This is a genomic window from Arthrobacter sp. UM1, from assembly GCF_020483305.1.
Lineage (GTDB): Bacteria > Actinomycetota > Actinomycetes > Actinomycetales > Micrococcaceae > Falsarthrobacter.
This window is the reverse complement of record NZ_JACWAB010000010.1, coordinates 32,780-57,343: the sequence shown is the minus strand read 5'-3', so window position 1 is coordinate 57,343 and position 24,564 is coordinate 32,780. Positions and strand designations below refer to the sequence as shown.

Sequence of the window (24,564 nt, the reverse complement as noted above, 5' to 3'; positions counted from 1 at the left end):
CCCCCGGTTTGTGGCGCGTTTCGTGCGGAATTCGGCCTGAAATCGCACGAAACGCGCCACAAACGGCTGGAGGGGGAGGGGACCCCTCGGCCAGGTCCCCGAGAATGGAGCGATCCGTGCAGTTTGAGGCTCCAGACTGCACGGATCGCTCCATTCTTGCCGGGGGGGGGGGCGGAAGGAAGTGCATAACAGTCGCCTGTGATGTGTATCATCGGCTCAACCCTCATCCAGAGGGTGCTGACTGGTTGGAGGCTGTGATGCGGGTGCAGGTTCTAAGGGGCGGGCGTGGGGCCGCTTGTGCGACTCGTCGTCGATGAGCTCCGATTCGCCTACCGAGGCCGAAGGGCTCGAGAGGTCGTCTTCCCGGGTCTGAGCATTCAGTTCAGCCCTGGGAAGACGGCGCTTCTCGGGCCGAACGGGGCGGGAAAGTCGACCCTGTTGGCCTTTGCAGCCGGCGTTTTCCTGCCGGACCGGGGTCGCGTGGAGCTTCGCGAGGACGGGGTGGACGGTCAGCGGGAACCGGTCCCGTCCTCTTCCCGGGCCTTCCGCCGCCAGGTCGCCTGGCTGCCACAGCGCTTCGAGCCGCTCGCCGGTCTGACGGTCAGAGAGCACGCCGCCTATGCGGCTTGGCTCAAGGGCGCCTCTCGAGCAGAGGCGAAAGACAGAGCCTTGGCGGCCCTGGAGACCGTCGGTCTGGCCGACCTCGCCGACCGCAAGGCAACCGCCCTCTCCGGCGGCCAGCGGCAGAGGCTCGGTCTTGCCGGAGCCCTGGCCCATGAGGCTCGAGTCATCCTGCTCGACGAGCCCTCTGCGGGGCTAGACCCCCTCCAGCGAGAGCGCCTCCGCGACCTCGTGGCGGGTCTTTCGGAGGAGATCGTCGTCGTGGTCGCCACCCACCAGACGGAAGACGTGGGGGAGGAGTACACGGACGTCGTCGTGCTGGATCGGGGTGAGGTGAGGTTCCAGGGGAGGCGGCCTGATCTCCTCGCGCAGGCCGTGGCGCGTGAGCCCACGCAGAGCGATCCGCTCCGCGAGGCGTACCGGCGGCTCGTCACCGAGGAGGCCTAGGTGAGTGGACTGCGCAGACCGGCGTGGGCCTTTCTCGCGGTCGGGCTCGGGGTGGCTGCGGTGTACATCGGACTGTTCGCGGATCCGGCGGACTTCCGCGGCCACAGGGAGGCGGCGGGGGCGTTTTCGGCGCTGCTTCTCCTGGTCTCGGGTCCTTTGGCCGCCGCGTCCTCGGCGGTGGAAGGAGGGCGCGTCCGCGGCAGCAGCGGTGTGCTCGAGGCGGCAGTTCGCCCTCCGCTCAGGCTCGTGTGGGGACGGATCTGGCCCGGATTCGCTGCGGGGGCTGCAGTGCAGTGCGCTGCGTTCGGGGTCCTGACCGCGATGGCCGGGCCCGCGCCGGACGGGCCGAACGCACTTCTGGCTGCTTCCCTGGTGGCGGCGGTTCTGCCGCATGCGGCAGCGGGGCACGTCCTCGGCCTTCTGATCCGCCAGGTGTTCGCCGTGCCCGGTGCGGTGCTGCTCTCCTACCTCTGGATCGCGTTCGCCTGGACCCTCGAGCCGCTCCAGCTCAGATACATGGCCGGTCCTGTCATGGCACTGTGCTGTACCCCCGTCAACCGGCTGGACCCGGCGGCGCCGCTGACGCTGCTCGTCGTCTCCCTCGCGGCGGCTGCCGGATTCGCGGCGCTGGCAGCGGTGCTCGGCCGCCCGAGGAGAGCGGCGCGCTCCTGTGTCGAACTCCTCGAGGCGTCGGGCCCAGCCGTTTGTCTTGTTCTCGCTCTCGCAGCGGGCATGGTGACGGGGCGAGGTCTGGGCGTCTTCCCGACTGTCCCGATCGGAGAAGGCGAGCTGCTGTGCCGACGCTCAGACGAGGGCGGTGCCGCGCAGAGCCCGGGAGCAGACGGACGGAAGGGTGGACGGTTTGAGCCGCCCGAGGTCTGCGCCACCGCCGTGCAGCTCTCCGAGGCGGACCGCCGTCCCCTGATCGCGGCGGTGTTCTCCGCCTTGGAGGAGGCTGGCCTGCCTCGGATCCGGCGGGTGGTGTCCCTCGAGAGGCCCCACGAGTCGCCGTTGCTCGACCAGGACGTGGCCAACGTCTTCACCGCACCTGACATGACAGAGGTCGAGGTGATCCGCTCGGCCGCCGCGACGTTCGCCCACCACCTCGTGTTCCAGCGGTGTCCGGAGGGGGAGGGGGCGCCGGACATGGACGCGTATGGCGAGTTCGCCGTCTTGTCTTTCCTCGAGGCCGCGTGGGCTCTCGGGCACGACGACGCGACGGCTGAGGCCCTCCGTGAGCTCGAACGGCTGGAGCTGCAGAACGCGGCATCGCGGAGACCGGAGGCTGAGGCGACCGCCCGCAGCGAGGGCGTACGTGCCGAATGGCTGCGGGCTTCCTATGCGGCGATGAGCCGCTGCAAAGCGCCCCCGACCCCTGCTGCGCGGTCATGAGGTGGGCCCTCATGTCCCGGCATCCGTGGGCGGCCCTCGGAGCTGCGGTCCTCTGCGGAGCCGTGGCGGGTGCGGGCGGCGCGATCGACGTCGCCCTCCCCCTCGTGGGACTGGAGTCGACCGCAACGGCGCTCCCGCTTCCGGCCCTCCTGGCCGCAGCTCTGGTCGCCGTGGCTGTGGGGTGTGCGGATGCCGGGGAAGCGGCGTGGATGGGCGGGGCCGTCCGTCGTCCTGCTGATGCCTCGGCTCTTTTCACAGGCGTGGTGGTCTTGGCGGGGGTCGCGGTTGCCGCCGCCCTGTCTGCCCTCACTCCCATGGCGCTGTTCGCGCGGAACGCGGCAGTGCTCGCCCTGCTGGCGGAGGCCGTGAAGTGCATTGCCGCGGCCCGTCGTATGGCGGCGCCGGCGAGTTCGTCGTCGGCCGTGCCGCCTGGCGTTCTGGCGGGGGCGGCCCCGGTGCTGCTCCTCGCCGTCAGCGCTACGTTCGCGCGGGATCCAAGTGGAGGCGTCTACGCCTGGGCGTGGCTTGTGCGGCGGGACCTCGGGAACCCGATGGCGATGTTGACGGCGTTGGCGGGGCTCGCCGTCGTCGTCGCCTGCCGCCTCGTCTCCAGCCCCCGGTTTGTGGCGCGTTTCGTGCGGAATTCGGCCTGAAATCGCACGAAACGCGCCACAAACGGCTGGAGGGGAGGGAGGGCGAGCCTACCGCCCCGCCGGATTGGCGATGCTCACCGTGAGCGAGCCGTCCGGGCCCTGGCCCGTGACCGTGGCCCTCACGCCGTGGCCGGCCACCTGCACCGAGTGGTAGGGCAGGCGCTGGTCGTAGTAGGCGTTCGGGTCGGAGTCGTCGAACGTCGGGGACTGCTTGGCCTCCGGCGCGCACGGGGTGACGGTGCCGGTCTCGGTCTGCGTGGGCAGGCAGAGCCGGGGCCAGGTCCCCAGGCCGAACGTGGCGTCATAGGACTGGCGCCGCCCGCCGAGCGGCATCATGCCGTTGGGCGCGATGATCGGGGCGACCCGCGCGTCCACCGGCAGGGCCTGTCCGCCGCCCGGGTGCTGGGACGTGTTGTTGTCCTTGAACCCGCCGTCCACGAGCCAGACGAGCATGCCCGGCGTGTACGGGAAGTGCTGCACCCACTTGGGCCGGGTCTGCCGCTCGCCGTAGTTGTACGGGCCGGTCTTGAGCACGGCGTCGTACCCCTGGAACTGCCGGTTCTCGATGAGGTAGAAGCGCTCGGAGCGCTTGTCCGTGTAGCCGGGGTTCTGGGTCCAGTTGGGGTCGGCGGTGAAGCCCTTGGACGGCTTCCTGCCCTCGGCGCCGGTCTTGACGCTGACGCCCCGGCCCGTGATGCTGAGCGAGTCGACCCAGGCCCCGTGGCCCGTCGTCGCGCCGTCGGTCTGGTACCGCAGGCGGAACTGGGAGGGACGGCCCTGGGAGTCGTACGTGTAGCCGAGCCGGTTCCACGCTCCCTGGCTCGAGCCGGTGAGCGGCTCGGCCTTCCCGGTGGCCGTGTTGACGGCGAGCGCCCAGGTCTTGCCGCCGTCGGTCGAGTACTCGGGGTAGAGGAAGTCGTAGTCCTGCTCGATGTCCCACGCGGCCTGCGCCGAGACCGTGATGACGGGGGACGCGTGCCGGCCCTTGGGCGCGGGGACCTGGGCGGTGAGGGAGCCGTTCAGGTTGTCGGCCTCGCCGGACCACCAGGACTTCCGGCCCTGGACCGGCGCGGGGAACTGGATGCGCTCCACCTTGTCCGGCAGGTCCACGCGCACGGCCTGGTCCTGGCCCGCGCGGTGGAACTGGGACGGGTTGAGGGTTTCCGTCTGGGTCTGGCCGAGCGGGACGTTGGAGCCGCGCAGCCAGCCGAGGAAGAGCTTCTCGTTCGGGCCGAATCCGCCCGGGGTGTCGCCGGTGCCGACCACCTCGTCCCGGCCGAGCCACGAGCCCGCGCTCATGATGGTCCAGAAGCCGGTGCCGTTCTCGGCCTTGTTCGTGGTGTCGTAGTAGTCCGGCAGGCCGAGGTCGTGGCCGTACTCGTGCGCGAACACGCCCAGGCCGCCGTTCTCCGGCTCCGTGGTGTAGTCGCCGATCCAGTACTTCGAGCCGCCGATCTGCGTGCCGCCGGCCTTGTTCTGCGCGGGGCCCGACGTCCCGGCCTGCCCGCCGAAGGCGTACCAGCGGTGGGACCAGATGGCGTCCTCGCTCGCGCCGGCCTCCTCGCCCTCGCCGGCGTGGACGGCCTGAAAGTGGTCGATGTAGCCGTCCGGCTCGTTGAAGTTGCCGTCGTGGTCGTAGTCGTACCGGTCCCAGACGTCGAACTGGGAGAGGTACGCGTCGATCTGCGCCGGCGTCTTGCCCGCCTTGAGCTGCGCGTCATACCAGGAGTTGCCCGTGTCCTTGACGAAGTTCCAGGCCCCGCCCTTCTGCTCGACGGCGTTGGCGCCGTACGTCGCCGCGCTGCCCGGCACGGTGACCCAGTTCTCCACCTGGTTGGTGACGGAGTAGACGCCGTTGGACTGCTTCTCGTAGTAGTCCTTCATCGAGTTCGAGGGGCCGTTGAAGAGGTTCCCGTAGTACGCCGGGCTGAAGTCCTCGGTCCACAGCGTGGAGTTGTCCTTGGCCCGGTCCGGCTTGGGGATCTGGTTGTGCTTGGGGCCCGTGCCGCCGAATTCGGACAGGATCGTGAAGATCTTGTCGCTGCGCGGGGTGGAGGTCTCGACGAAGTTCTTCGAGTCCACCTTCACCACGCCCTTCGCGTTCGGTTTGGCGTGCCCGCGCCGGACCTTCTCCTGCGCCTTGAGGCGCAGCTGCTGCTGCTTCTCGGTGAAGGGGCCGGGGAGGTTGTCCTGGCGCTGCGTGGCCTGGGCTTGGGGCTGTGGCGCCTGGCTGGGCGCCACGGGTGCGCCGTCGTCCTGTGCGGGGCTCGCCGACGCCGTCGTCGGGATCGAGGCCGCAAGGAGGGCGAGGGCCGTGGCCGCGCCGGCCGCAATGCGGGAGATCTTCATGATGTCACCTGGATCTGCTTGTGAGACTTGCATCACATTGTGTGTGAGCGTTTAGATCCTACTCAGGCAGCACTCAGGTTCGTCAAGGGTTTCTCAAGACTTCTTTCGGAGACGGAGACGGAGACGGAGACCGCGGGAGGCGGAGAGGACGACGACGGCGGCCGCCCTCGCCCCCGAGACAGCCCCAAGACAGACCCCAGACAGACTTGTGGCGCGTTTCGTGCGATTTCAGGGCCGAAATCGCACGAAACGCGCCACAAATCGGGATGAGGGCGGGTGAGACGGGGGTCGGCGGGCTAGGCCTTCTCGGCTCCGGCGTCCTTGTCCGAGACCCGCTCGGCGAGGTCGTTCCCCTTCTCCTCCCCGCGCTCGTCCGCGAGGTCCTCCTCGAGGGCCGGGGCCACGCGCTCGCCGTCGTCGCCCTCGAGGCCGCCGCGCATCTCGATGAGCGTGCGGACCACGCCCCAGGTGACGGCGGTGAGCGGGACGGCGACGATCGCGCCGGAGACGCCCCCGATGTGCGCGCCGATGGCGAGCGCCACGAGGATGACCGCGCCGTGGAGGCCGAGCGAGTTGCCCATGACCTTCGGCTGCAGGATGTGGTGCTCGATCTGGTTGACGAGGATGACGATGCCCACGAGGACCAGCGCCGGGATCGGGCCGAGCGTCACGAGCGTGACGAGCGCCGCGAGCAGGCCGGTCACGAGCGCGCCGACGATCGGGACGAACGCGCCGAAGAAGATGAGGGTGCCGAGCGGGATGGCGAGCGGGGCGCCCATGACGAGCATCGCGATGGTGTCCACGACGGCCGCGAACGCCGCGATGGTGACCGTTCCGCGGACGTAGTTGCCGAGCACCTTGACGCTCGCGATGCCGGCGGCCTGGGCGTCCTCGCGGCGGCGGGTGGGGATGAAGCGCTTGATGAAGCCCCACATCCGGTCCCCGTCGAGGAGGAAGAAGAAGAGGAGCACGAGCGTGAGGATGGTGCCCGTGGCGATCTCGCCGGCCGTGGCGAACCCGTGGAGGGCCCGCTGGCCGAGGTCCCCGCCCGAGGAGTTGAGGGACTTCTCGAGCTGCTGGAGGCGGGCCTCGTCGATCTGCATGCCGAAGCGGCCCAGCCACTCCTGGAGGCGGTCGACGCCCTGGATGGCCTTGGCCACGAGCTCGTCCGTCTGGTTGGCGATGGACACGCCCACGAGGGAGAACACGCCGAGCAGGAGCAGGATGGTGCCCACGAACGTGATGACCGTGGAGCCGATCCGGCCCACGCCGCGCTTCCGCAGGGCCTCCAGGGCGGGGTGCAGGGCGCAGGTGAGAATGATCGCGATGAGCACGGGCAGCGTCGCGAGCGCCTGGGTGGTGAGGCCCCAGGCGATGACGCCGATGCCGACGCAGAAGATGAGCACCTGGAGGACGCGGGTGGCGGCGTGCCCGATGTTGTCGCTCCACAGGTTCTTCAGGGGCTTGGCTGCGGGGTCCGGGGTTCTCAGGTGCGCAGAGTGCATGGCTGGGGTCCTGGCTGGGTCGGGGAACGGGGCGGATACGGGCGTGGGCCCGGAGCCTGGTGACTCCGGGCCCACGCTTCAGCATAGGCCGGCCTGCTGTGCGAGCGGCAGGCGGGCGTGCGCGCTACCGGGCGCCGGCGGGCTCCGCCTCGGCCGCGGCGGCCTCCTGGTTGAGGTCCTCGACGATCTCGTGCGCCTCCTCGTGGGACTCGGCCGACGGCGTGGAGCCCCAGAGGTGCCGGCCGTTGGACTCCTTGATCCAGTGGACCGAGACGAGGCCGATGACGCCCGCGATGATGAGGTAGTAGGCGGGCCACATGAGGTCGTGGGTCGCGTTGATGAGCGAGGCCATGACGGTGGACGTGGTGCCGCCGAACAGCGAGATGGAGATGTTGAACGCGATGGACAGGGCGCCCGCGCGGACCGCCGTCGGGAAGAGGGACGGCAGCGTGGACGGCATCGTGGCGCTGAAGCAGATCAGGCTGAGGCCCATGATGAGCAGGCCGCAGAGGATCGTGAAGACGCCGTCGGCGCGGATGAGCAGGACGGACGGGACCGCCAGCACGATGAGCGCAGCGGAGCCGATCCGGATGATCGCCTTGCGGCCGAAGCGGTCCGAGAGGCGGCCGATGACCGGGATGAGCGCCAGGCAGACCGCCATGACGATGATCTGCAGGACGGAGGACGTGAGCTCCGAGACGCCGCCCGTGCCCTGCATCTCCTTGATCGTGGGGAAGTACTGCGGAACGTAGGCCGTCAGCATGTAGTTGGTGACGTTCCAGGCGAGCACGAGGCCGATGCAGGCGAGCATGTTGGGCCACAGGGTGAGGATGCGCTTGAACTCGCCCTTCTCCTTGCGGGACTTGTCCTCCTGCTCGGCCTTCTCCTCCATCGCCGTGAAGGCGGGGGTGTCGGCGAGCTTGGACCGCAGGTAGACGCCCACGAAGCCGAGGGGGAGCGCCACGAAGAACGGCAGGCGCCAGCCCCAGGAGGTCATCTGCTCGTCGGTCAGGACGGCGGTCATGATCGTGGCCGTGGAGGCGCCGAGGAGGTAGCCCGTGAACGTGCCGAACTCGAGCAGGCTGCCGAAGAAGCCGCGGCGGCGGTCCGGCGCGTACTCGGCGATGAAGGTCATGGCGTTGCCGTACTCACCGCCCGTGGAGAAGCCCTGGACGAGGCGGCAGGCGAGGAGCAGGAACGGCGCCGCGAGGCCGATGGCCGCGTAGCTCGGCAGGACGCCGATGGCGAAGGTGCCGAGCGCCATCATGATCATCGTCATCGCGAGGACCTTGTTGCGGCCGATCTTGTCGGAGAGCGGGCCGAGCACGAAGCCGCCGATCGGCCGGACGAGGAACGCGACGGCGAAGAGCGCCGCCACGATGATCGAGCCGACGGGACCCTTGAGGTCCGGAGGCAGGAACACGCCCTGGATGGTCGTCTGGAGGTAGCCGTAGACGCCGAAGTCGTACCACTCGGTGACGTTGCCGATGGCGGCCGCGCCGATGGCGCGCTTGACGATTCCGGGGTCGGTGACGGTGACCTCGTCGACGGTCCACCTGCGGCGGACTGACTCAGGACCGAACATGGAGGTTCCTTCCCTTGGGTGCATGGCCCGGCGGCGCCCGGGATCTCCGGCCGACACCGATTGGCAACGATACGGGCATTTATGTAACTAATCTAATTAGTTGACCTGGTTCACAGGCTTCCCGCGTGCCGCGCACAGTCCCAGACTGCTTGGAACGCCTACACTACGCCTCGCGTCAGGAGTCTCCGCCCCGGTTCAGGGCCGTCCGCCTCGCCGGAGGAGCTGCCCGAACTCCGCGTCCGGCATCATCGCGCCGCCGGTCAGCCACGCCACATGCGTGCCGCGCCGGATCTGCTCCCGCGAGATCCCCGCGCGGGCGAGCGTCCCGTCCTCCGCCCTTGCGAGCGACGACGCCGCGACGAGCCCCGCCGCCGCCGAGGGCTCCGCCCTGAGCCCCTCAGAGGAGTGCGCGAGGGCGAGGGCGCGGACGAGATCGCCGTCGTCGGCCGTGGCGAACGCCGAGACCTGCCCGCCGACCTCCCGGCCCACCAGCGCGGAGGGGCGCTGGACGGCGAGGCCGTCCGCTTCCGTGAGGCCGTCGAGGCCGATGTCCGCGACGTGGACGCGCTCGTGGAGGCCCGTCAGGGTGCCGAGGAGAACAGAGGGCGCATGGGTCGGCTCGACGAAGACGCAGCGGACCCGGTCCCCGAACAGCCGCGTGGCGCCGTAGGCGATGCCGCCGGGGGAGCCGCCCACGCCGCACGGGAGGTAGAGGAAGAGCGGGCGGTCCGCGGTGACCGGCACCGAGAGGGCCTCGAGCTGGCCGGCGAGGCGGCGGGCCGCGACGGCGTAGCCGAGGAAGAGGTCGGAGGACTGCTCGTCGTCGATGAAGAAGGAGGAGGGGTCCTGCGCGGAGGCCTCCCGCGCCTCGGTGACGGCGGTGCTGAAGCGGCCGGCGTGCTCGATCACCTCGGCGCCCTGGGCCCGGAGGCGCTCCTTCTTCCATGCCTTCGCGTCCTCGGACATGTGGACCTGGACGCGGAAGCCGAGCGCGCGGCCCGCCAGGCCGATCGAGAGGCCCAGGTTGCCCGTGCTGCCCACGGCGATCGTGCGGCGGGACATGGCCTCGCGGACCCCGTCTTCAAGGAAGACGAGCGGACCGCGCTCCAGGCCGATCCCGCTCTCCTCCAGGACCCGCTGCGCGAAGGCGAACACGGCGTTGATGCCGCCGCGGGACTTGACGGAGGCGGTGACGGGCAGCTCGTTGTCGCACTTGGCCCAGAGCGGGCCGAGCTCCGCGTCGGTCTCGCGCTGCAGGGCCTCGCGGAGGGCGGGCGTGTGGACAAGGCGGGACTCGATGACGCCCGCGCTCGGCGCCGTCTCCGGCCAGATGCGCTCGACGAGCGGCGCGAACCACTCGAACCGCGCCCTCGCCTCCTCGAGGGCCTCGGGGGAGATGGGGCTTCCGGCGGGAGCGGGTTCCGCAGCCGGGCCAGGCACCGGGTTCGCGGCACGGGCGCCGGTGGCGGGCTCCTGGCCCGGGGCGCCCTTCTCAGTCCCGCTCGGCGCCTGATCCGCGGACCGGTCCGGCACCCAGAGCGTGGGCCGGGCGGCCCTGAGGTCCTCGAGGACGGCGGCTCCGTGCTCGTCGGGGCGCTCGGGGCGGATGTCTTCGGGGCGGATGTTCAGCTGATCGGGCATGCCTGCCTCCTCCGGGTCGCGGGCGTGCGGGGCTGTCCGTCCTTGACGCTACCCGGGAGGCCTCGTTTCTCCAGCCCCCCCGACGAAAAGTGGCGCGTTCCGTGCAGTTTCAGGGCGAAAACTGCACGAAACGCGCCACTTTTCCGGGCAGGCTGGGCAGGCCGGGCAGGCCGGGCAGGCCGGAGGGGAGGGAGAGCGCAGCCCCTACCTCTGCTCGAGGAAGACCGGCTCGAAGAACCGCCCCAGCGCTTCCGGCTCGGTGAGGGGGAAGACCCCCGCCACGTACTGGTCCGGCCGGACGACGACGACGCACCCCTCCCGGCTGATCTCCCGCTCGGCGAAGACGTCCTCATCCGGCAGGGAGGCGTAGACCTTCTCGAGGTAGCGCAGGCGGTACGGGCCCACCTCGGGGGTGAAGACCGCGGGGACGTCGTTGATCTTCACGTCGAGGTGCTCCTCCTGGAAGACCGCCTTGACGTCGAACAGCGCGTCCTTGTCGGCCCCGGCCGGGGTGAAGCGGTTGACCGGCGACTCGGGCGAGGTCTCCATCCACTCCGCCCAGCGCCGCAGGGTCTCCGAGCGGCCCTCGCCTGCGCCCTCGTCCGCGAAGACGTAGACGCGCCAGCGCCCGTCCGCCGTCGCCTGATGGCCGAGGTGCAGCGGGAACGCGTCGCAGACCCGGTTGACCCGCGCGGACTTGAAGCGCTTGCCCACGGGGAAGCCCTTGGCGAGGCCCTGGTGCTCCTGGCCGCCGGTGATCTGGGACTCGGTGTACTCGGTCATGAAGCCGGCCGGGAACTCCGCGGTCTTGACGTAGAAGTCCTCGAGGTACTCCGGGTCCGGGAGCTGGTCCGAGGGGGTGGCCATGAGCGTGGACCACTCCCTGTCGAAGTCGATGAGGTTCTTCGCGATGACCTGGCGCTCCGCCGAGTACGTCCGCAGCAGAGACTCCGGGCTGAGGCCAGAGAGGACGTGGCCGAGCTTCCAGCCGATGTTGAAGCCGTCCTGCATCGAGACGTTCATGCCCTGGCCCGCCTTGGCGGAGTGCGTGTGGCAGGCGTCGCCCGTGATGAAGACGCGGGGCTGGCGGGCGTCGTCGGTGTCGTCGACGTCGTCGAACTTGTCCGTGAGGCGGTGGCCCACCTCGTAGACGCTGTTCCAGGCGACGTGCTTCACGTCGAGCGAATACGGGTGCAGGATCGCGTTCGCCTTGGCGATGACCTCGTCCAGCGTGGTGCTGCGGATCTCGCCCTTGCTCTCGGGGTGCACCTCGCCGAGGTCCACGTACATGCGGAAGAGGTGGCCGCCCTCGCGGGGGATGTGCAGGATCGAGCCGTGCTGCGACTGGATGGCGCACTTGAGCCGGATGTCCGGGAAGTCCGTCGTCGCGAGCACGTCCATGACGCCCCAGGCGTGGTTGGCCTGGTCGCCCTCGAGCTTCCGTCCGATCGCGGCGCGCACCCCCGAGCGCGCGCCGTCGCAGCCGACGACGTACTTGGCCCGCACCGTCTTCTCCTGCCCCTCGAGCGGGCCGGCGGTGTGGCGGAGGGTGACGACGACGGGGTGCTCCTCGCCGTCCTCGACCGTCAGGGTGACGAACTCGTAGCCGAAGTCCGGCGTGAGGCGGGCCGGGGAGTTCCGCATGAACTCGGCGAAGTAGTCCAGGATGCGGGCCTGGTTCACGATGAGGTGCGGGAACTCGCTGACGCCGTGCGGGTCGTCCACCGGGCGGGCGCCGGGGATGATGTTCTCCGGCTTCTCGGGGTCCGGCTTCCAGAAGGCCATCTCGGTGATGTGGTATGCCTCGTCGATGACCCGGTTGGCGAAACCGAACGCCTGGAACGTCTCCACCGAGCGCGCCTGGATGCCGTCCGCCTGGCCCACCTCGAGGCGGCCGGGCCGGCGCTCGATGATGCGCGTGTTGACCTGCGGGTACTGCGAGAGCTGAGCGGCCGTGATCATTCCGGCGGGGCCCGTGCCCACGATGAGGACGTCCATCGTGTCCGGGAGCTCCTCCGGGCGGTCGACGCCGACGCCGTCCGCGGCCTGGATCATCGGGTCATGGGAGACGTATCCGTGGTGGTGGAACTGCATGGCTTCCCGGCTCCTTCTCCGACGGCGGTGTCGGGGGCTTCTGTCTGGTCGGCGTGGTGGGGGTGTGGTCGGGCGACGGTTGGGGGTCTCGGCGAGTGCCCGGACGGCTGCCGTGACGGTGCCCGGGGTGCTGTCCGGGCGGCTGCATCGGCGGCTGCGCAGGCGGCTTCGTGCGGGCCCGGGGTCTGCGACCCGGCTACCGGCGTTCTCCGTTGCACGAGTTCGCTCAGAGAACTCGGTGTTCTCAGAGCGAACTGTGTTCTAGATCATAGGGGCTTGGGCCGGGGTGGGCAAGGCTGGGGCCGGGGCGCGGACGGGGGGCTGCACAGTTCCGGGTGCGGAGGGCCTGAAGCTCGTCCTCCCCGCACCCGCTTCTGCCGTGGCACCCGTTTTCGCTCAGAAAGGCGCTCGGAAACGGGTGTTTTCGATGAAAACCGGGTGTGAACGGGCTGGGCTACACGGTTCTGGGTGTAGACGGGGCAGCGCCGCGCGCTCCGGGTGTGAACGGGCTGGGCTACACGATTCCGGGTGTGAACGGGGCAGGGTCGCACGAATTCATGGTGCGAATGAGCGTGGGTGGGCAGGCCGCTCCGGCGTCAGGAGCCGAGCGGGCGCACAAACGGGAACGTGAGGACGTCCCGGATGTTGGTGCCGGTGAGCAGCATGACCATACGGTCCACGCCGATGCCGAGTCCGCCGGCCGGGGGCATGCCCGTCTCGAGCGAGTAGAGGAAGTCCTCGTCCACGGCCATCGCCTCGGGGTCGCCGTGGGCGGCCTTGAGGGACTGCTCGGTGAGGCGGCGGCGCTGCTCCACGGGGTCCGCGAGCTCGGAGTAGGCGGTGCCGATCTCCATGCCGTTGGCCACGAGGTCCCACCGCTCGGCGAGCCCCGGGATGTGCCGGTGCGGACCGGCGAGGGGGCTCGTCTCCACGGGGAAGTCCACGTAAAAGGTCGGGAAGACGGTGGCAGGCTCGACGATCTCTCCGTAGAGCTCCTCGATGAGCGCCCCCGGCCCCATCTCCGGGCGGAAGGGGACGTCGTGAGCCCGGCAGAGCTCGAGGAGCGTCTCGATGTCCGTGTCCAGCGTGACCTTCTGGCCCACGGCCTCGGAGACCGCGTCCAGGACGCTCACCACCGGCCAGGGCCGCGAGACGTCCGTCAGGACGAGGGCGCTGCCGCCCTCCGCCTCTTCAGAGGCCGTCCGCAGCGGCAGGCTGACCGAGCCGTGCGCCTGGAGCGCCGCGTGCTTGATGAGCTTCTCGGTGAGTTGGCGCATCGTGGTGTAGTCGCCGAACGGCTCGTAGGCCTCGAGGGCCGTGAACTCGGGGTTGTGGGTGGCATCCGCGCCCTCGTTGCGGAAGTTGCGCCCGATCTCGAAGACCGGGCCCAGGCCGCCCACGAGCAGACGCTTGAGCTGGAGCTCGGGGGCGATGCGCAGCGTGAGGTCCACGCCGTAGGCGTTGATGAACGTCTTGAACGGCCGGGCGGTGGCGCCGCCGTGGACCGTGTTGAGCATCGGCGTCTCCACCTCGATGAAGCCGGCTCCCGTCAGCACCTCGCGCAGCGCGTGGACCGCGCGGGAGCGCAGACGCAGGCGCTCGGTCTGCGCGGGGTTGGTGAGCAGCTCGGTGGAGCGGCGGCGCAGACGCGCCTCCGGGTCCGTCAGGCCCCGGAACGGGACCGGGTGCAGCGTCTTGGCCCCCATGCTCCACGAGCTCGCGAGCAGGGAGGGCGTTCCGTTGCGGGACTCTCCGGGGACGCCCTCGACGACGATGAGGTCTCCCGTGCCGATCCCGGTGCGCAGCGCCTCGAAGCCTTCAGTCGAGTCCCGCTCGAACACGGCCTGGAGGGTCGCGCTGCCGTCCACGAGGTCCACGAAGACCACGCCGCCGTGCTTGCGCACGCTCCGCGCCCGGCCGTAGAGGCTGAGCCGACGCGAGGGACCCCAGTCCTCAGCCGCCAGCTGCCCGAGGCGCGTGGTCTCCCGGGACCCGAGCGGGTAGGGGGACATGCCGTTGTCCCGCAGACGGGACGCCTGCGCGAGCCGCAGCCGGGTGTAGGCGTTGGGGACGTGCATGACGTCGTCCACCGCGGCGCTGCGGAGCGTGAGCGACTGGCCGTGCAGGCGCTCCAAGCTCTCCCGCGTCATGGGCTCGCGGATGTACGGCTTGTTCCACGGCAGCTCCGGGAGGAATCCCTCGGCGACGCCGGCGGCCCAGCCCGCGCGGAGGAGGGAGAATGCGCCGTCGAAGAGGAAGAAGCGGGGCGACCACTCCGGGTCGAACTTCTGGTTGGCCCGATAGAGGCTCTCCACCTGGGTGAAGCGGTCCAGCACGCCCAGGATGCCCGAGTTCACGCGCGTGGCGAGACCCGCGCCGAGCCGGTCCGCGTCCGCGAAGATGCCGCGGAACACCGCGAAGTTGAGCGAGACGCGCTGGATGCCGTTGTCCCGGCCGAAAGCCATGAGCTCGCTGATCATGAGCTCGTTGGTGCCGTTCGGCGCCTTGGGGTGACGGAGCATGAGATCGAGCGAGAGCGAGTTGGAGCCCCACGGCACGAACGTTAGGAGGCCGAACAGGGTGCCCTCGACGTCATGGGCCACGACGACGACGCTGTCCATGTCCGCGTCGTCGTTGAACCGGCCGAGCGCCATGGAGAAGCCGCGCTCGCGGGCCGTCCGCCAGTTGCGGACCGTGGTGGCGAGGGCCTCCCGCTGCTCCGCGTTCAGGTCCCGCATGCGGTGGATGCCGACGGCGAGGCCGGCCCGCCTCGCCCTCTGCACTGAGTGCCGGACGCTGGTCATGGCCGCGTTGTTCAGGGTGAAGCGGTCCGGGCGCAGGACCGCCTCGTCCCCGAGGGAGACCACGCTCAGCCCCCGCTCCACGTAGATCCGCGCCGCCGCCTCGGAGGCGCCGATGACGGCGGGGCTCCAGCCGTAGGTACGGCAGGCGCTCATCCACTCCGTGGTGAGCTGCTTCCAGGAGGAGCGAGGGCCGATGGGATCCGCGGAGACGAGGCACACGGGACTGATCAGCCGGTACGTCAGGCTCGCCCGCCCGTCCGAGGACGTGAAGACCCGCTTGTCCCGCCGCGTGGAGAAGTAGGAGAGGGAGTCCGGGGCCTCCATGTGCAGCAGCTGCTCGCGGACGCGCTCCTCGGCCTCGGGGCCCTCGTGGGACTCGCGGCTGCTCGGGCGCAGGAGCACGTACAGTCCGGCGCAGAGGCTCGCTGCGAGAAGCGCGGACACGACCTGCGAGATGAGGAACACGCCGCGCACGGCCTCGTGCGGCAGCAGGTGGACGTTGATGCCGAGGGACCGCTTGAGGGCGATGAGGAACAGCTCCACGTCCCCGACCCCGCGCACATGGGTCACGTTGAGCAGGATCGCGAGGACCAGCAGGGAGACGAGGAGCCCGATGCCCGTCACGAGGAGGGCACGCAGGAAGAGAGCCGAGCGGATCCTGGCCGGGAACGCCCGCTTCAGCCGGTAGAGGAGGAACGGAGCGGCCAGCCCGATGAGCACGGCCAGCACGGACTGCAGCCCGAGCAGGGGGCCTGCGAGCGGCGGACCCGGAAGCCGGAAGCCCTCCCGCACCAGGCTGACCAGGGTCAGCAGGGACAGCACCGCTCCCAACAGCTGGAAGGCGGCGACGGCGATGAGCGCCACCCGCTTGCGCCGGGCGAGCGCTCCCCACAGGATCCACAGCACGAGCACGGAGATGGGGGTGGAGGCGAGCGGGATGTTCACGATCCCGAACACCTGCTCCACGAACGTGCTCTGCCCGGGGTGTCGGGTGGCGCGGACCAGGAGCACGAAGACCGAGGCGATGGCCGCCAGTCCGTACATCGCGATGACGACGCGCGCTCCCGTCTCCTCCGCCCGGGTCGAGGGCACAAGGGTGCGGTTGGACTCCAGCTGTTTTGTCACGGTGGAAATGCTATGGGTTCTCCCTGTGTGGTGTCCGGGCGGCTGTCCCCGCCGCCAGGGTCACGGTGCCGTCCGCCGCGGTGGCCCACACTCCCGAGCTGCCGCGGCGGTGGGACCCGACGAGGTGCGTGTCCACCACGCCGATGGCCTCCATGAGCGCGAACATCGTGGTGGGTCCCACAAAGCGGAACCCCTCCTTCTTGAGCGCCTTCGAGAGAGCGCGGGACTCCGCAGACTGGGAGGGGATCTCCTCCAGGGTGCGCGGCGCGAGCCCCTGCTCCGGCTGGAAGGACCAGACGAGCTGCTCCAGCCCGCCCTTCTCCCGGAGCCGGATGACCGCCGCTGCGTTGGAGACCGTCGCTTCGATCTTCTGCCGGTTGCGGATGATCTCCTCGCACTGCAGGAGGCGCTCCACGTCCGCCTCCGTGAAGGCGGCCACGGCTTCCGGCTCGAACCCGGCGAACTCTCGGCGGAAGGCCTCTCTCTTGCGCAGCACCGTGGCCCAGGACAGACCGGCCTGAAAGCCCTCCAGCGCCAGGCGCTCGAAGACCGTGGCCTCCCCGTGGACGGGCATGCCCCATTCCGTGTCGTAGTACTCCCGGAGCAGGTCCGAGGAGGAGGCCCACGCGGGCCGTCTCAGGCCGTCCGGCCCGAGCACGAGGTCTGGTGAGGGCATGGCAGCGTCCTTCCGGTCAGCCTCCCGGGCCGAGGCGCCCGGCGGTCAAGGCACATTCCACGCTAGGGGTCCTCCGGCCGGCCCGTGCCGTCCGGCGGCGGAATGTGGACAACTTTCCGTTCGACGGCGGCTGCCGCGCCGCGCCGTCGTCGTCGCCCCGGCATCCCACCGGCCCGGCCGGCGAGAGGGGGGTGGATCAGCCCCGGCGCTGTGCCTCGGCACGCTCCTCGAGGAGAGCGTCGAGCTTGCCGAACGAGGACTTCCAGCCCGCCGTCGCCGGCTCGAAGACCACCTCGGGCAGGGGCGCCTGGCGGATGAGGATGCGGGTGCCCTGCCCGGTCTCCTCCACGAGGGTCTCCATGACGACGTCGGAGGGCAGGCCGAGCTCTGCGCCGCCGCGGTCGGTGGCGCGGATGTAGCGGGACTCGCGGAGCTCGTCGATGGTGGCGTCCACGGGGGAGGACTGGGACTCGTCCTCCTCGTTGACCATCTGGAACGCGTAGGCGCCGCCCTCGCGGCGCTCGACCGTGATGGTGTCGCGCGGGACGCTCCAGCCGGTGGGGCCGAACCAGCGGCTGATGAGCTCGGGGTCGAGGAACGCCTCGTAGACGTCCGCCGCGGGGGCGCTCGTCACGTGCTCCACCTCGAACTGTCCGAAGCCTTCGGGGAATCCGCTCACGGTTGTCTCCTTCGTCGATGGCGGCGGCCGGGGGCCGGCCGGCTGCGCCGTGGGACCCGGCGCAGCGTCTGTGAGGACAGCCTATAGAGTCGAATGCATGTACGAGCCGCGTCCCGCCCCGATGCCGCCTTTCGCGCAGATCCGGCGCCCCGAGGACATGCCGCCCTGGACCCTGCCGTTCTCCTGGCGGGACACCGCGTTCCTGGCCGTGTACGTGGGCACCCTCGTCCTCGGCCTGCCCGTGGCCGCCCTCCTCGGCATCCTCATGGCCGCCGGCATCCGGCCGGACCTCAAGGACCCGCTCACCGGCGCCCTCCTCCAGACCGGCGTCTACACCCTCATCATCATCGCCTTCTGCCTGCTGCTCTGGCCGGACGTCCGCCGCGCGGCCCGCCGCTTCACGTCCCGGCCCGGCCTCGCCTGGGGGCTCATCCCCGCGTTCTGGCTCGGGAACGTCCTCATCCTCACCGCCGTCGGCGCCCTCATGAGCCTCGTGGACCCCAACCTCTCGGAGTCCGCCAACCAGCAGGGGCTCGCTGACCTCGCCAAGAAGGTGCCCTTCCCGATCATGGCGGTCTCCACGGTGGTCTTCGCGCCGCTCGTCGAGGAGTACGTCTTCCGCAACGTCCTCCTCGGCAAGCTCTCGCGGGTCATGAGCCAGTGGGTCGCCCTGCCGATCTCCGCCGTCGCCTTCACGGTGCTGCACGCGCTCGCAGGCTGGCCGGACAACCCGCTCACGCTGCTGCCGTATCTGGTCATGGGCCTGAACTTCGGGCTCATCTACATCCTCTCGGGCAAGAGCTTCCTCTCCTCCGCCCTGGTCCACGGCCTCCACAACCTCATGGCGCTCTCGCTCCTCTACGTGGCGCCGACCTCCCTGCCCACCTGATGCGGCAGCGCGTCGGCCGAGAGCTCCTCCTCCTCGCCCTGCCCGCGCTCGGCGCCCTCGTGGCCGAGCCGCTCTTCGTCCTCGCGGACACCGCCATGATCGGCCGGCTGGGGACGGCGGAGCTGGGCGGCGTGGGGGTCGCGTCCACGCTCGTCCAGACGAGCATCGCCCTCCTCATCTTCCTCGCCTACGGGACCACGCCGGCGGTCTCCCGCCTCCTCGGCGCGGGCCGTCCGGCCCAGGCGCTCGGGGTCGGGCGCGACGGCGTGGCCCTCGCCCTCCTCCTCGGCCTTGCCCTCACCGCCGCGGGGTGGCTCGGTGGACCCGCTCTCGCGGAGGCGATGGGCGCTCGCGGCGCCATGCAGCCGCACGCCGCCGCCTACGTCCTCGGCAGCCTGCCCGGCCTCACGGCCATGCTCGCGGTCATAGCGCTCACGGGGGTCTTCCGCGGGCTCGGCGATGCCGCCACGCCGCTCTGGGTGGCCGGCGCCGGGGCCGTGGTCAACGTGGGCCTCAACGCGCTCCTCGTCTTCGGGGCGGGCCTTGGCGTCGTCGGCTCGGCGCTCGGCACGTCCGCCACGCAGTGGCTCATGGCCCTCGTCATGGGGGCGATCCTCGCCCGCCGGATGCGCGCGGAGGGCGTCTCCTTCCGCCCGACGGCGGCCGGCATCCGCCAGAGCGCCGGCGCGGGCGTGTGGCTCGTGGTCCGGAGCGTGACCATGCGCGGGGCCATCCTCGCTACGGTCTTCGCGGTCACCGGCTGGGGGCCGGGCGCCGCGGCCGCGCACCAGCTGGTCAACGGGCTGTTCTCGCTGACGGCGCTCGCGCTGGACGCCATCGCGATCGCGGCGCAGACCCTCATCGCCCGGGAGCTCGGCGCGTCCAACGCGGACCGCGCGCGGGCCTTCCTCTCCACGATGCTCCGCTGGGGCGCGGCCTTCGGGGTCGGCACGGGGGCGCTCCTGGCCGTGTGCTCGCCCTTCCTCGCGGGCTGGTTCGGCCAGGACGCCCTCCAGCCCACGATCCTCGCCGCGGCGCTCGTCCTCGCGGCCTCCCAGCCGCTCTCGGCGGTGGTCTTCGTGCTCGACGGCGTTCTCATCGGCGCCTCCGATCTCCGCTACCTCGCCCTCGTCTCGGTGGGAACGCTGCTCGTGTACGCGGTGTGCCTGGGCGGCGTCGTCGCCGTCTTCCCTCCGGGGCCGCAGGCGCAGCCGGCGGGGCAGCTCGCCGCGGTCTGGGCCGCATGGGGGTTCGGGTTCATGGCGGCCCGCGCGGTCACGCTGCTCGTGCGGGCGCGCGGCGGCGCGTGGATGCGGCTCGGCGGCGAGGCCTGAGGCCGGGCGGGGCCTGCTGGGCCAGGCAGGCCGGGAGAGCTGAGCAGGCCGGGCAGGGCGCCCGGCGGAGAGGCGCCGGGACCTCGCCGCCTACGATGGAGGAATGAGCACTTTCCAGGGAGACCGCCGCGGGCTGGGCCGCGGCCTGGCGGCGCTCGCCGCCGTGTACCTCGTCTTCGGCCTCGGAACCGTCTTCTGGGGCCAGCCGTCTGAGGCCGCCGCGGGCGTCGTCGCCGGAGCGTTCTCCCTGGCCCTTGCAGGGGCGCTCTTCCTCACACGGCTCGCCCTCGTGGGCTCCGCTGAGGGGACCTACCGTCCGGAGGCGGGGATGCCCTTCGCCCTGCCCGTCATCGGGGCTGCCGCGCTGGTCGGACTCGTCCAGGCCGTCCTCCACAGCTCCCTCTCGGCCTCGGTCCTCGCGGGAGCCGTGTGGATCCTGACCGGCGCGGCGCAGCTCTGGTGGATGCTCGCGGAGCGCCGGGCCTCGGCCGCGCCCCACCCGCTCTCCAAGGACTGGCTCGTGGCGGGGGCTGTCTCGCTCGTGACGGGCGTGTGGCTCCTCTTCGTCCGTGACCTCGGCGCGCACGGCCAGCTCGGCATCTCGGGCGGCGCGGCGATCATCACGGGCATGCTCTGGACCATCTCGGCCCTGACGCTCGCTCTCGGCGAGCAGAAGCCCGCTCCCGGCCCGCGTTGAGCCTCGGCACGTACAATCAGGAGAAGTCTGCCCGCACCCGAGTCGAAACGGAGCCGCGCCGCGTGCAAACCCCTTGGTACAAGCGTGATGCCGTCAAGATCCCGCTGCTCTTCGCCGTCATCGCCGGTGTCGTGGCGGGCGTCGTCGCCACCATCGCGGTGAGCGGCGGCTCGGCGAACCCCCTGCGCGTCAACGTGGGCCTCATCGCGTTCGGCGTCGCGTTCATCGTCTCGCTCGTGGTGGCCGCCATGCTCCAGATGGTGGAGAAGCCGAACGACCCGGAGCTCGGGCAGGGGTCCGGCATCCACCGCCGCGCCGCGGACATCCCCGGCGGCGCCCAGAACGTGCCGGATCCCCGCGCGCACCATGCGCACCGTCCGGAGCACGCGCCCGTCGAGGACGAGCGCCCCGAGGCCTAGCCCTTCGGCCTCCAGCGCCGCAGCCGCAGCGAGTTCGCCACGACGATCACGCTGGAGAGCGCCATCGCCGCCCCCGCGAACATGGGGCTGAGCAGTCCCGCCGCCGCCACCGGAATCCCGATGACGTTGTAGGCGAACGCCCATGCCAGATTCGCCTTGACGGTCCGGAGTGTGGCGCGGGCGAGCCCCAGCGCCGTCGGCACCGAGGAGAGGCGCTCGCCGAGGACGGTGATGTCCGAGGCCCCGCGCGCGGCGTCCGTGCCCGTGGTGAGGCTGATCCCCAGGTCCGCGGTGGCGAGGGCGGCGGCGTCGTTGAGGCCGTCGCCCACCATGACGGCGCGGCCGCGCTCGGCCCGGATCCGCTCGACCTCCGCCACCTTGTCCTCCGGCAGCAGCCCCGCGCGGACGTTCTCCGCGGGGATCCCGAGCTGCTCGGCGACGCGGAGGGCGGCCTGCTCGTGGTCGCCCGTGAGCATGAAGACGGCGAGCCCCGCGTCCTGGAGCCGGGCCACGGTCTCCCGGGCGTCCTCGCGCACCGTGTCCGCGATCCCGAGGGCCGCGGTGACCTCGCCGTCCACCGCGACGAGGACGCGGCTCAGACCGCCGTCCTGCTCAAGGGCGCCGAGCAGGCGCCTTGGCGCCTCGAGCCCGGCGGCCTCGAGCGCCTCGGGGGAGCCGACGACGACGCTGCGCCCGTCCACCGTCCCCTGCACGCCGCCGCGGCCCAGGGCGCGCACGTCCGAGACCTCCGCCTCGGCCGGGTACGCCGCGGCCACGGCCTGGGCGATCGGGTGCGCGGACCGGGACTCCAGCGCGCCGGCGAGCCTGAGCGCGGACTCCTCGCCGTGGGCGGCCGCCGCGCGCATGCGCCCGGTGGTGAGGGTGCCGGTCTTGTCGAAGAGGACCGCGCCGAGACGGCTGGCCTGCTCCAGCGCCTGCGGCCCGGAGATGTAGATGCCGAGCTCCGCCCCGCGGCCGCTGCCGGCCACGAGGGCCACGGGCGTGGCGAGCCCGAGCGCGCACGGGCACGCGATGACGAGCACCGCCACCGCGGGCCCCAGCGCGTGGGCGAACGAGCCCGTGCCGATCCACCAGCCCACGAGCGTGAGCGCCGCGATGCCGAGCACCACGGGCACGAACACCCCGGAGACCCGGTCCGCGAGCCGCGCGATCGCGGCCTTCTTGGACTGCGCCTCGCTCACGAGCCGGCCCATCCGCGCCAGGCGGGTGTCCCGCCCCACGGCCAGCGCCTCCACCTCCGCGGACCCGTCCACGACGACGGATCCCGCGTCCACGCGAGACCCCTCGGACGGCCCGGCCTCGGCCGGGCCCCCGGCCGAACCCTTGGCCGAACCTTGGGCGGAGGCCATGCGGGGGACGGACTCGCCCGTCATGGAGGACGTGTCCACGCTGATGCTCCCGGACCGGACCCGGCCGTCCGCGGGGACGAGCTCTCCGGCGCGGACGCGGACCACGTCTCCGGCCCGGAGCCGGCTGGCCGGGATGCGCCGGGGGTCCAGCGGGCGGCCCTCCCGCTCGACGAGCACCGCGTGCCGAGGGGACGCCTCGACGAGCGCCCGCACAGCCGAGGACGCCCGGGCGGTGGCGCGCTTCTCGAGGAGCCGTCCGAGGAGGAGGAAGGTGACGATCACGGCGGCGCTCTCGAAGTACACGCCGACGTGCGCGCCGGCCGAATCGTGGCCTCCGCCCATGCCGCCGGAGCCGAGGCCGCCGTGCCCCGCGGACTGCGCGAGGCCCCCGCCCGAGGTCACGAGTGCCACAAGCGAGGAGACGAAGGCCACGGTCACCCCGAGCGAGACGAGCGTGTCCATCGTGGACCCGCCGTGGCGCGCGTTGACGGCCGCGGCGCGGTGGAAGGGCCAGGCGGCCCACGTGGCCACGGGCGCCGTCAGGGCGGCGACCACCCAGGCGCTGCCGGGGAAGCCGAGTCCCGGGACCATGCTCATGGCCACGATCGGCACGGTGAGGGCCGCGGCCACGATGAGCCTCGGCTTCAGGGCGGAGGCCGCCGGGGCATGGGGGCTGCCGTCCGGGCCGGCGTCGCCGTCGTCGTCGGAATCCGCGTCTCCCGAGGGCTCGGGAGCGGCCGAATACCCGGCCTTCTCCACGGCGGCCACGAGGTCTTCCACGGTCACGGTGCCGTCCGTCTCCACGTGCGCGGAGGCGAGGGGGAGGTTGACGCTCGCCTCGACCCCCTCGAGCGCGTTGAGCCGCCGCTCCACGCGGCGGACGCAGGAGGCGCAGGTCATGCCGTCGATCCGCAGATCGACGGCGGCGGGGCCGGCTGAGACGGCCCGGGGGCCCCTCGTCATGCCCTGCCTCAATCCTGTCCGACGACGCTGTAGCCGGCCTCGGCCACCGCCTCCGAGACCTCGGCGCTGCTGAGCGGGCGGGTGGAGGCGATGCGCACCTCGGAGGCGGCGCCGGCCTTGAGCTCCACTTGGACGGACTCGACTCCCTCGAGGGCGCGGAGCTCGTCCGTGACGGCGTTGACGCAGTGCGAGCAGGTCATCCCCTCGACGAGGACGGTGGTGGACTCGGGCGTGGCGTTCATGGCTGGTTCCTTCCTGGAGCGGGTGTTCGGCGGACGGGAGCGGGGCGAGAGGAGAGCGGCGGTTCCTCAGCGGACGAGACGGGAGATGGTCTTGGTGACCTCCGCGACCTTCTCGTCCAGCTCTGCGCCCTCGGCGTGCGCCACGCAGTGGCCCACGTGCTGCTCGAGGAGCTTGATGCTGACGCTGCGCAGGGCCGAGTCCGCGGCCGCCACCTGGGTGAGGACGTCGATGCAGTAGGCGTCCTCCGCCACCATGCGCTCGATGCCGCGGATCTGGCCCTCGATGCGCTTGAGGCGGGCGAGGAGGGCCGACTTGTCCTTCGTGTATCCGTGTTCCACGCTTGCGACCATATACCCTCAGGGGGTATGTGTCCACTGTCCCCGGACGCACTCGAGGCCCGGACCGTGCGGTCCGGGCCTCGAGGTGTTCAGGCGCCGCGGGTCAGCCCCCGGGGGAGGGCTGCCGCGAGCGGCTCGCACAGACTAGTGGCGAGCGCGGCTGCGCTGGATGGCGCCCCAGATGAAGGCGACGATGAGCGCGCCGACGGTGGCGACGGCGATCGTCTTGAAGTCGATTCCGGACAGCTGCAGGCCGAAGATGGCGTTGCCGATGAAGCCGCCGACGAGCGCGCCGACGATGCCGAGCAGCATCGTCAGGAGGATGCCGCCGCCCTGCTTGCCGGGCATGATGAGCTTGGCGAGAGCGCCAGCGATGATGCCGACGATGATCCACGCGATGATGCTCATGGTTTTTTCTCCTTCATAGAAGTCGAGTGCGGGGATAGTTCAGGGTTCCAAATACATGGAACGTGAGTCAACCTTACGACACCTTGTGACTTTGCGTGAAAGGTTCTGAGTGAGATGTGCGTCTCTCTCATGCTGTTTCAAATACTCAGAGTTTTCGTTACCGTTCAGTAGTGAAAGACCCGCACCCCTCCCCGGGCCCCGTCCCCGGGGCGTTCGGGGCGGGGGAATAGGAGCGGCGTCGTCGGCGTTGGTCGGAGTAGTTCAAGTTTGAAATAAACGACAGGAGCACGCCATGTCCCAGCAGCACGAGGCATCCCCGAGGACCCCGCAGC

19 protein-coding genes are annotated in these 24,564 nt (G+C 71.2%); 7 read left to right on the top strand and 12 right to left on the bottom strand.

The annotated features are described in order from the left end of the window. The first annotated feature begins 297 nt into the window (after positions 1-297). From H9I38_RS10170 to H9I38_RS10160, 3 genes are read left to right on the top strand one after another with little or no spacing between them, the layout of a single operon-like run. Positions 298-1,068, top strand: coding sequence for an ATP-binding cassette domain-containing protein (locus H9I38_RS10170; protein WP_226338712.1), 771 nt, complete (start codon positions 298-300; stop codon positions 1,066-1,068). After that, the gene (locus H9I38_RS10165; protein WP_226338711.1) at positions 1,069-2,460 is read left to right on the top strand and encodes a hypothetical protein; all 1,392 of its coding nucleotides are present in this window, start codon (positions 1,069-1,071) and stop codon (positions 2,458-2,460) included. Between the two features lie 11 nt (positions 2,461-2,471). Beyond that, positions 2,472-3,113 carry a hypothetical protein gene (locus H9I38_RS10160; protein WP_226338710.1) on the top strand — a complete coding sequence of 214 codons (642 nt, stop codon included), beginning with the start codon at positions 2,472-2,474 and terminating at the stop codon, positions 3,111-3,113. Between the two features lie 48 nt (positions 3,114-3,161). On the opposite strand, the gene H9I38_RS10155 is transcribed toward H9I38_RS10160, so the two are convergent. The 8 genes from H9I38_RS10155 to H9I38_RS10120 form a co-directional block, all read right to left on the bottom strand. Continuing rightward, entirely contained in the window at positions 3,162-5,462 is a 2,301-nt protein-coding gene (locus H9I38_RS10155; protein WP_226338709.1) for an immune inhibitor A domain-containing protein, read from the bottom strand. A gap of 296 nt (positions 5,463-5,758) precedes the next feature. Next, positions 5,759-6,967 (bottom strand): AI-2E family transporter, encoded by a 1,209-nt coding sequence (locus H9I38_RS10150; protein WP_226338708.1) that lies wholly within the window; start codon positions 6,965-6,967, stop codon positions 5,759-5,761. A 124-nt stretch (positions 6,968-7,091) separates the two neighbouring features. Further along, the gene (locus tag H9I38_RS10145) at positions 7,092-8,552 is read right to left on the bottom strand and encodes an MFS transporter (protein ID WP_226338707.1); all 1,461 of its coding nucleotides are present in this window, start codon (positions 8,550-8,552) and stop codon (positions 7,092-7,094) included. 195 nt (positions 8,553-8,747) lie between these two features. Next, entirely contained in the window at positions 8,748-10,193 is a 1,446-nt protein-coding gene (locus H9I38_RS10140) for a D-serine ammonia-lyase (RefSeq protein WP_226338706.1), read from the bottom strand. A 204-nt stretch (positions 10,194-10,397) separates the two neighbouring features. Then, positions 10,398-12,287, bottom strand: a complete 1,890-nt coding sequence (locus H9I38_RS10135; protein ID WP_226338705.1) for an FAD-binding monooxygenase — start codon at positions 12,285-12,287, stop codon at positions 10,398-10,400. Positions 12,288-12,883: 596 nt separating this feature from the next. Next, positions 12,884-16,216, bottom strand: a complete 3,333-nt coding sequence (lysX, locus tag H9I38_RS10130; RefSeq protein ID WP_226338704.1) for a bifunctional lysylphosphatidylglycerol synthetase/lysine--tRNA ligase LysX — start codon at positions 16,214-16,216, stop codon at positions 12,884-12,886. 10 nt (positions 16,217-16,226) lie between these two features. Next, a complete protein-coding gene (locus H9I38_RS10125; RefSeq protein WP_226338703.1) occupies positions 16,227-16,892 on the bottom strand; it encodes a DNA-3-methyladenine glycosylase I in 666 nt (221 codons plus the stop codon). Between the two features lie 196 nt (positions 16,893-17,088). Next, positions 17,089-17,571 carry an SRPBCC family protein gene (locus H9I38_RS10120; RefSeq protein WP_226338702.1) on the bottom strand — a complete coding sequence of 161 codons (483 nt, stop codon included), beginning with the start codon at positions 17,569-17,571 and terminating at the stop codon, positions 17,089-17,091. Positions 17,572-17,668: 97 nt separating this feature from the next. On the opposite strand from H9I38_RS10120, the gene H9I38_RS10115 reads away from it, so the two are divergent. From H9I38_RS10115 to H9I38_RS10100, 4 genes are all read left to right on the top strand, one after another. Further along, positions 17,669-18,460 (top strand): CPBP family intramembrane glutamic endopeptidase, encoded by a 792-nt coding sequence (locus H9I38_RS10115; RefSeq protein WP_226338701.1) that lies wholly within the window; start codon positions 17,669-17,671, stop codon positions 18,458-18,460. Next, positions 18,460-19,794 (top strand): MATE family efflux transporter, encoded by a 1,335-nt coding sequence (locus tag H9I38_RS10110; RefSeq protein WP_226338700.1) that lies wholly within the window; start codon positions 18,460-18,462, stop codon positions 19,792-19,794. Before H9I38_RS10115 ends, H9I38_RS10110 begins: the two co-directional genes overlap by 1 nt. Before the next feature lie 103 nt (positions 19,795-19,897). Further along, entirely contained in the window at positions 19,898-20,491 is a 594-nt protein-coding gene (locus H9I38_RS10105; RefSeq protein ID WP_226338699.1) for a hypothetical protein, read from the top strand. A gap of 62 nt (positions 20,492-20,553) precedes the next feature. Next, complete coding sequence (locus tag H9I38_RS10100) at positions 20,554-20,910, top strand: hypothetical protein (protein ID WP_226338698.1); 357 nt, start codon at positions 20,554-20,556, stop codon at positions 20,908-20,910. Here H9I38_RS10100 and H9I38_RS10095 read toward each other — a convergent pair. From H9I38_RS10095 to H9I38_RS10080, 4 genes are all read right to left on the bottom strand, one after another. Continuing rightward, positions 20,907-23,243: a heavy metal translocating P-type ATPase gene (locus tag H9I38_RS10095; RefSeq protein ID WP_226338697.1), complete on the bottom strand. Its 2,337-nt coding sequence runs from the start codon at positions 23,241-23,243 to the stop codon at positions 20,907-20,909. The two genes, H9I38_RS10100 and H9I38_RS10095, sit on opposite strands and share 4 nt — an antisense overlap. Positions 23,244-23,251: 8 nt before the next feature. Next, on the bottom strand, positions 23,252-23,485 hold the full coding sequence (locus tag H9I38_RS10090) for a heavy-metal-associated domain-containing protein (protein ID WP_226338696.1): 234 nt from the start codon (positions 23,483-23,485) through the stop codon (positions 23,252-23,254). Positions 23,486-23,551: 66 nt separating this feature from the next. Continuing rightward, positions 23,552-23,836: a metal-sensitive transcriptional regulator gene (locus H9I38_RS10085; RefSeq protein WP_226338695.1), complete on the bottom strand. Its 285-nt coding sequence runs from the start codon at positions 23,834-23,836 to the stop codon at positions 23,552-23,554. 132 nt (positions 23,837-23,968) lie between these two features. After that, a complete protein-coding gene (locus H9I38_RS10080; RefSeq protein ID WP_226338694.1) occupies positions 23,969-24,232 on the bottom strand; it encodes a GlsB/YeaQ/YmgE family stress response membrane protein in 264 nt (87 codons plus the stop codon). Positions 24,233-24,564: the final 332 nt, after the last annotated feature.

Coding starts and splice junctions, on each gene's coding strand:
- H9I38_RS10105 (WP_226338699.1), top strand. CDS start 19,898: ATGAGCACTTTCCAGGGAGACCGCCGCGGGCTGGGCCGCGGCCTGGCG.
- H9I38_RS10140 (WP_226338706.1), bottom strand. CDS start 10,193: ATGCCCGATCAGCTGAACATCCGCCCCGAAGACATCCGCCCCGAGCGC.
- H9I38_RS10125 (WP_226338703.1), bottom strand. CDS start 16,892: ATGCCCTCACCAGACCTCGTGCTCGGGCCGGACGGCCTGAGACGGCCC.
- H9I38_RS10135 (WP_226338705.1), bottom strand. CDS start 12,287: ATGCAGTTCCACCACCACGGATACGTCTCCCATGACCCGATGATCCAG.
- H9I38_RS10095 (WP_226338697.1), bottom strand. CDS start 23,243: ATGACGAGGGGCCCCCGGGCCGTCTCAGCCGGCCCCGCCGCCGTCGAT.
- H9I38_RS10160 (WP_226338710.1), top strand. CDS start 2,472: ATGTCCCGGCATCCGTGGGCGGCCCTCGGAGCTGCGGTCCTCTGCGGA.
- H9I38_RS10115 (WP_226338701.1), top strand. CDS start 17,669: ATGTACGAGCCGCGTCCCGCCCCGATGCCGCCTTTCGCGCAGATCCGG.
- H9I38_RS10080 (WP_226338694.1), bottom strand. CDS start 24,232: ATGAGCATCATCGCGTGGATCATCGTCGGCATCATCGCTGGCGCTCTC.
- H9I38_RS10110 (WP_226338700.1), top strand. CDS start 18,460: ATGCGGCAGCGCGTCGGCCGAGAGCTCCTCCTCCTCGCCCTGCCCGCG.
- H9I38_RS10150 (WP_226338708.1), bottom strand. CDS start 6,967: ATGCACTCTGCGCACCTGAGAACCCCGGACCCCGCAGCCAAGCCCCTG.
- H9I38_RS10155 (WP_226338709.1), bottom strand. CDS start 5,462: ATGAAGATCTCCCGCATTGCGGCCGGCGCGGCCACGGCCCTCGCCCTC.
- H9I38_RS10145 (WP_226338707.1), bottom strand. CDS start 8,552: ATGTTCGGTCCTGAGTCAGTCCGCCGCAGGTGGACCGTCGACGAGGTC.
- H9I38_RS10090 (WP_226338696.1), bottom strand. CDS start 23,485: ATGAACGCCACGCCCGAGTCCACCACCGTCCTCGTCGAGGGGATGACC.
- H9I38_RS10085 (WP_226338695.1), bottom strand. CDS start 23,836: ATGGTCGCAAGCGTGGAACACGGATACACGAAGGACAAGTCGGCCCTC.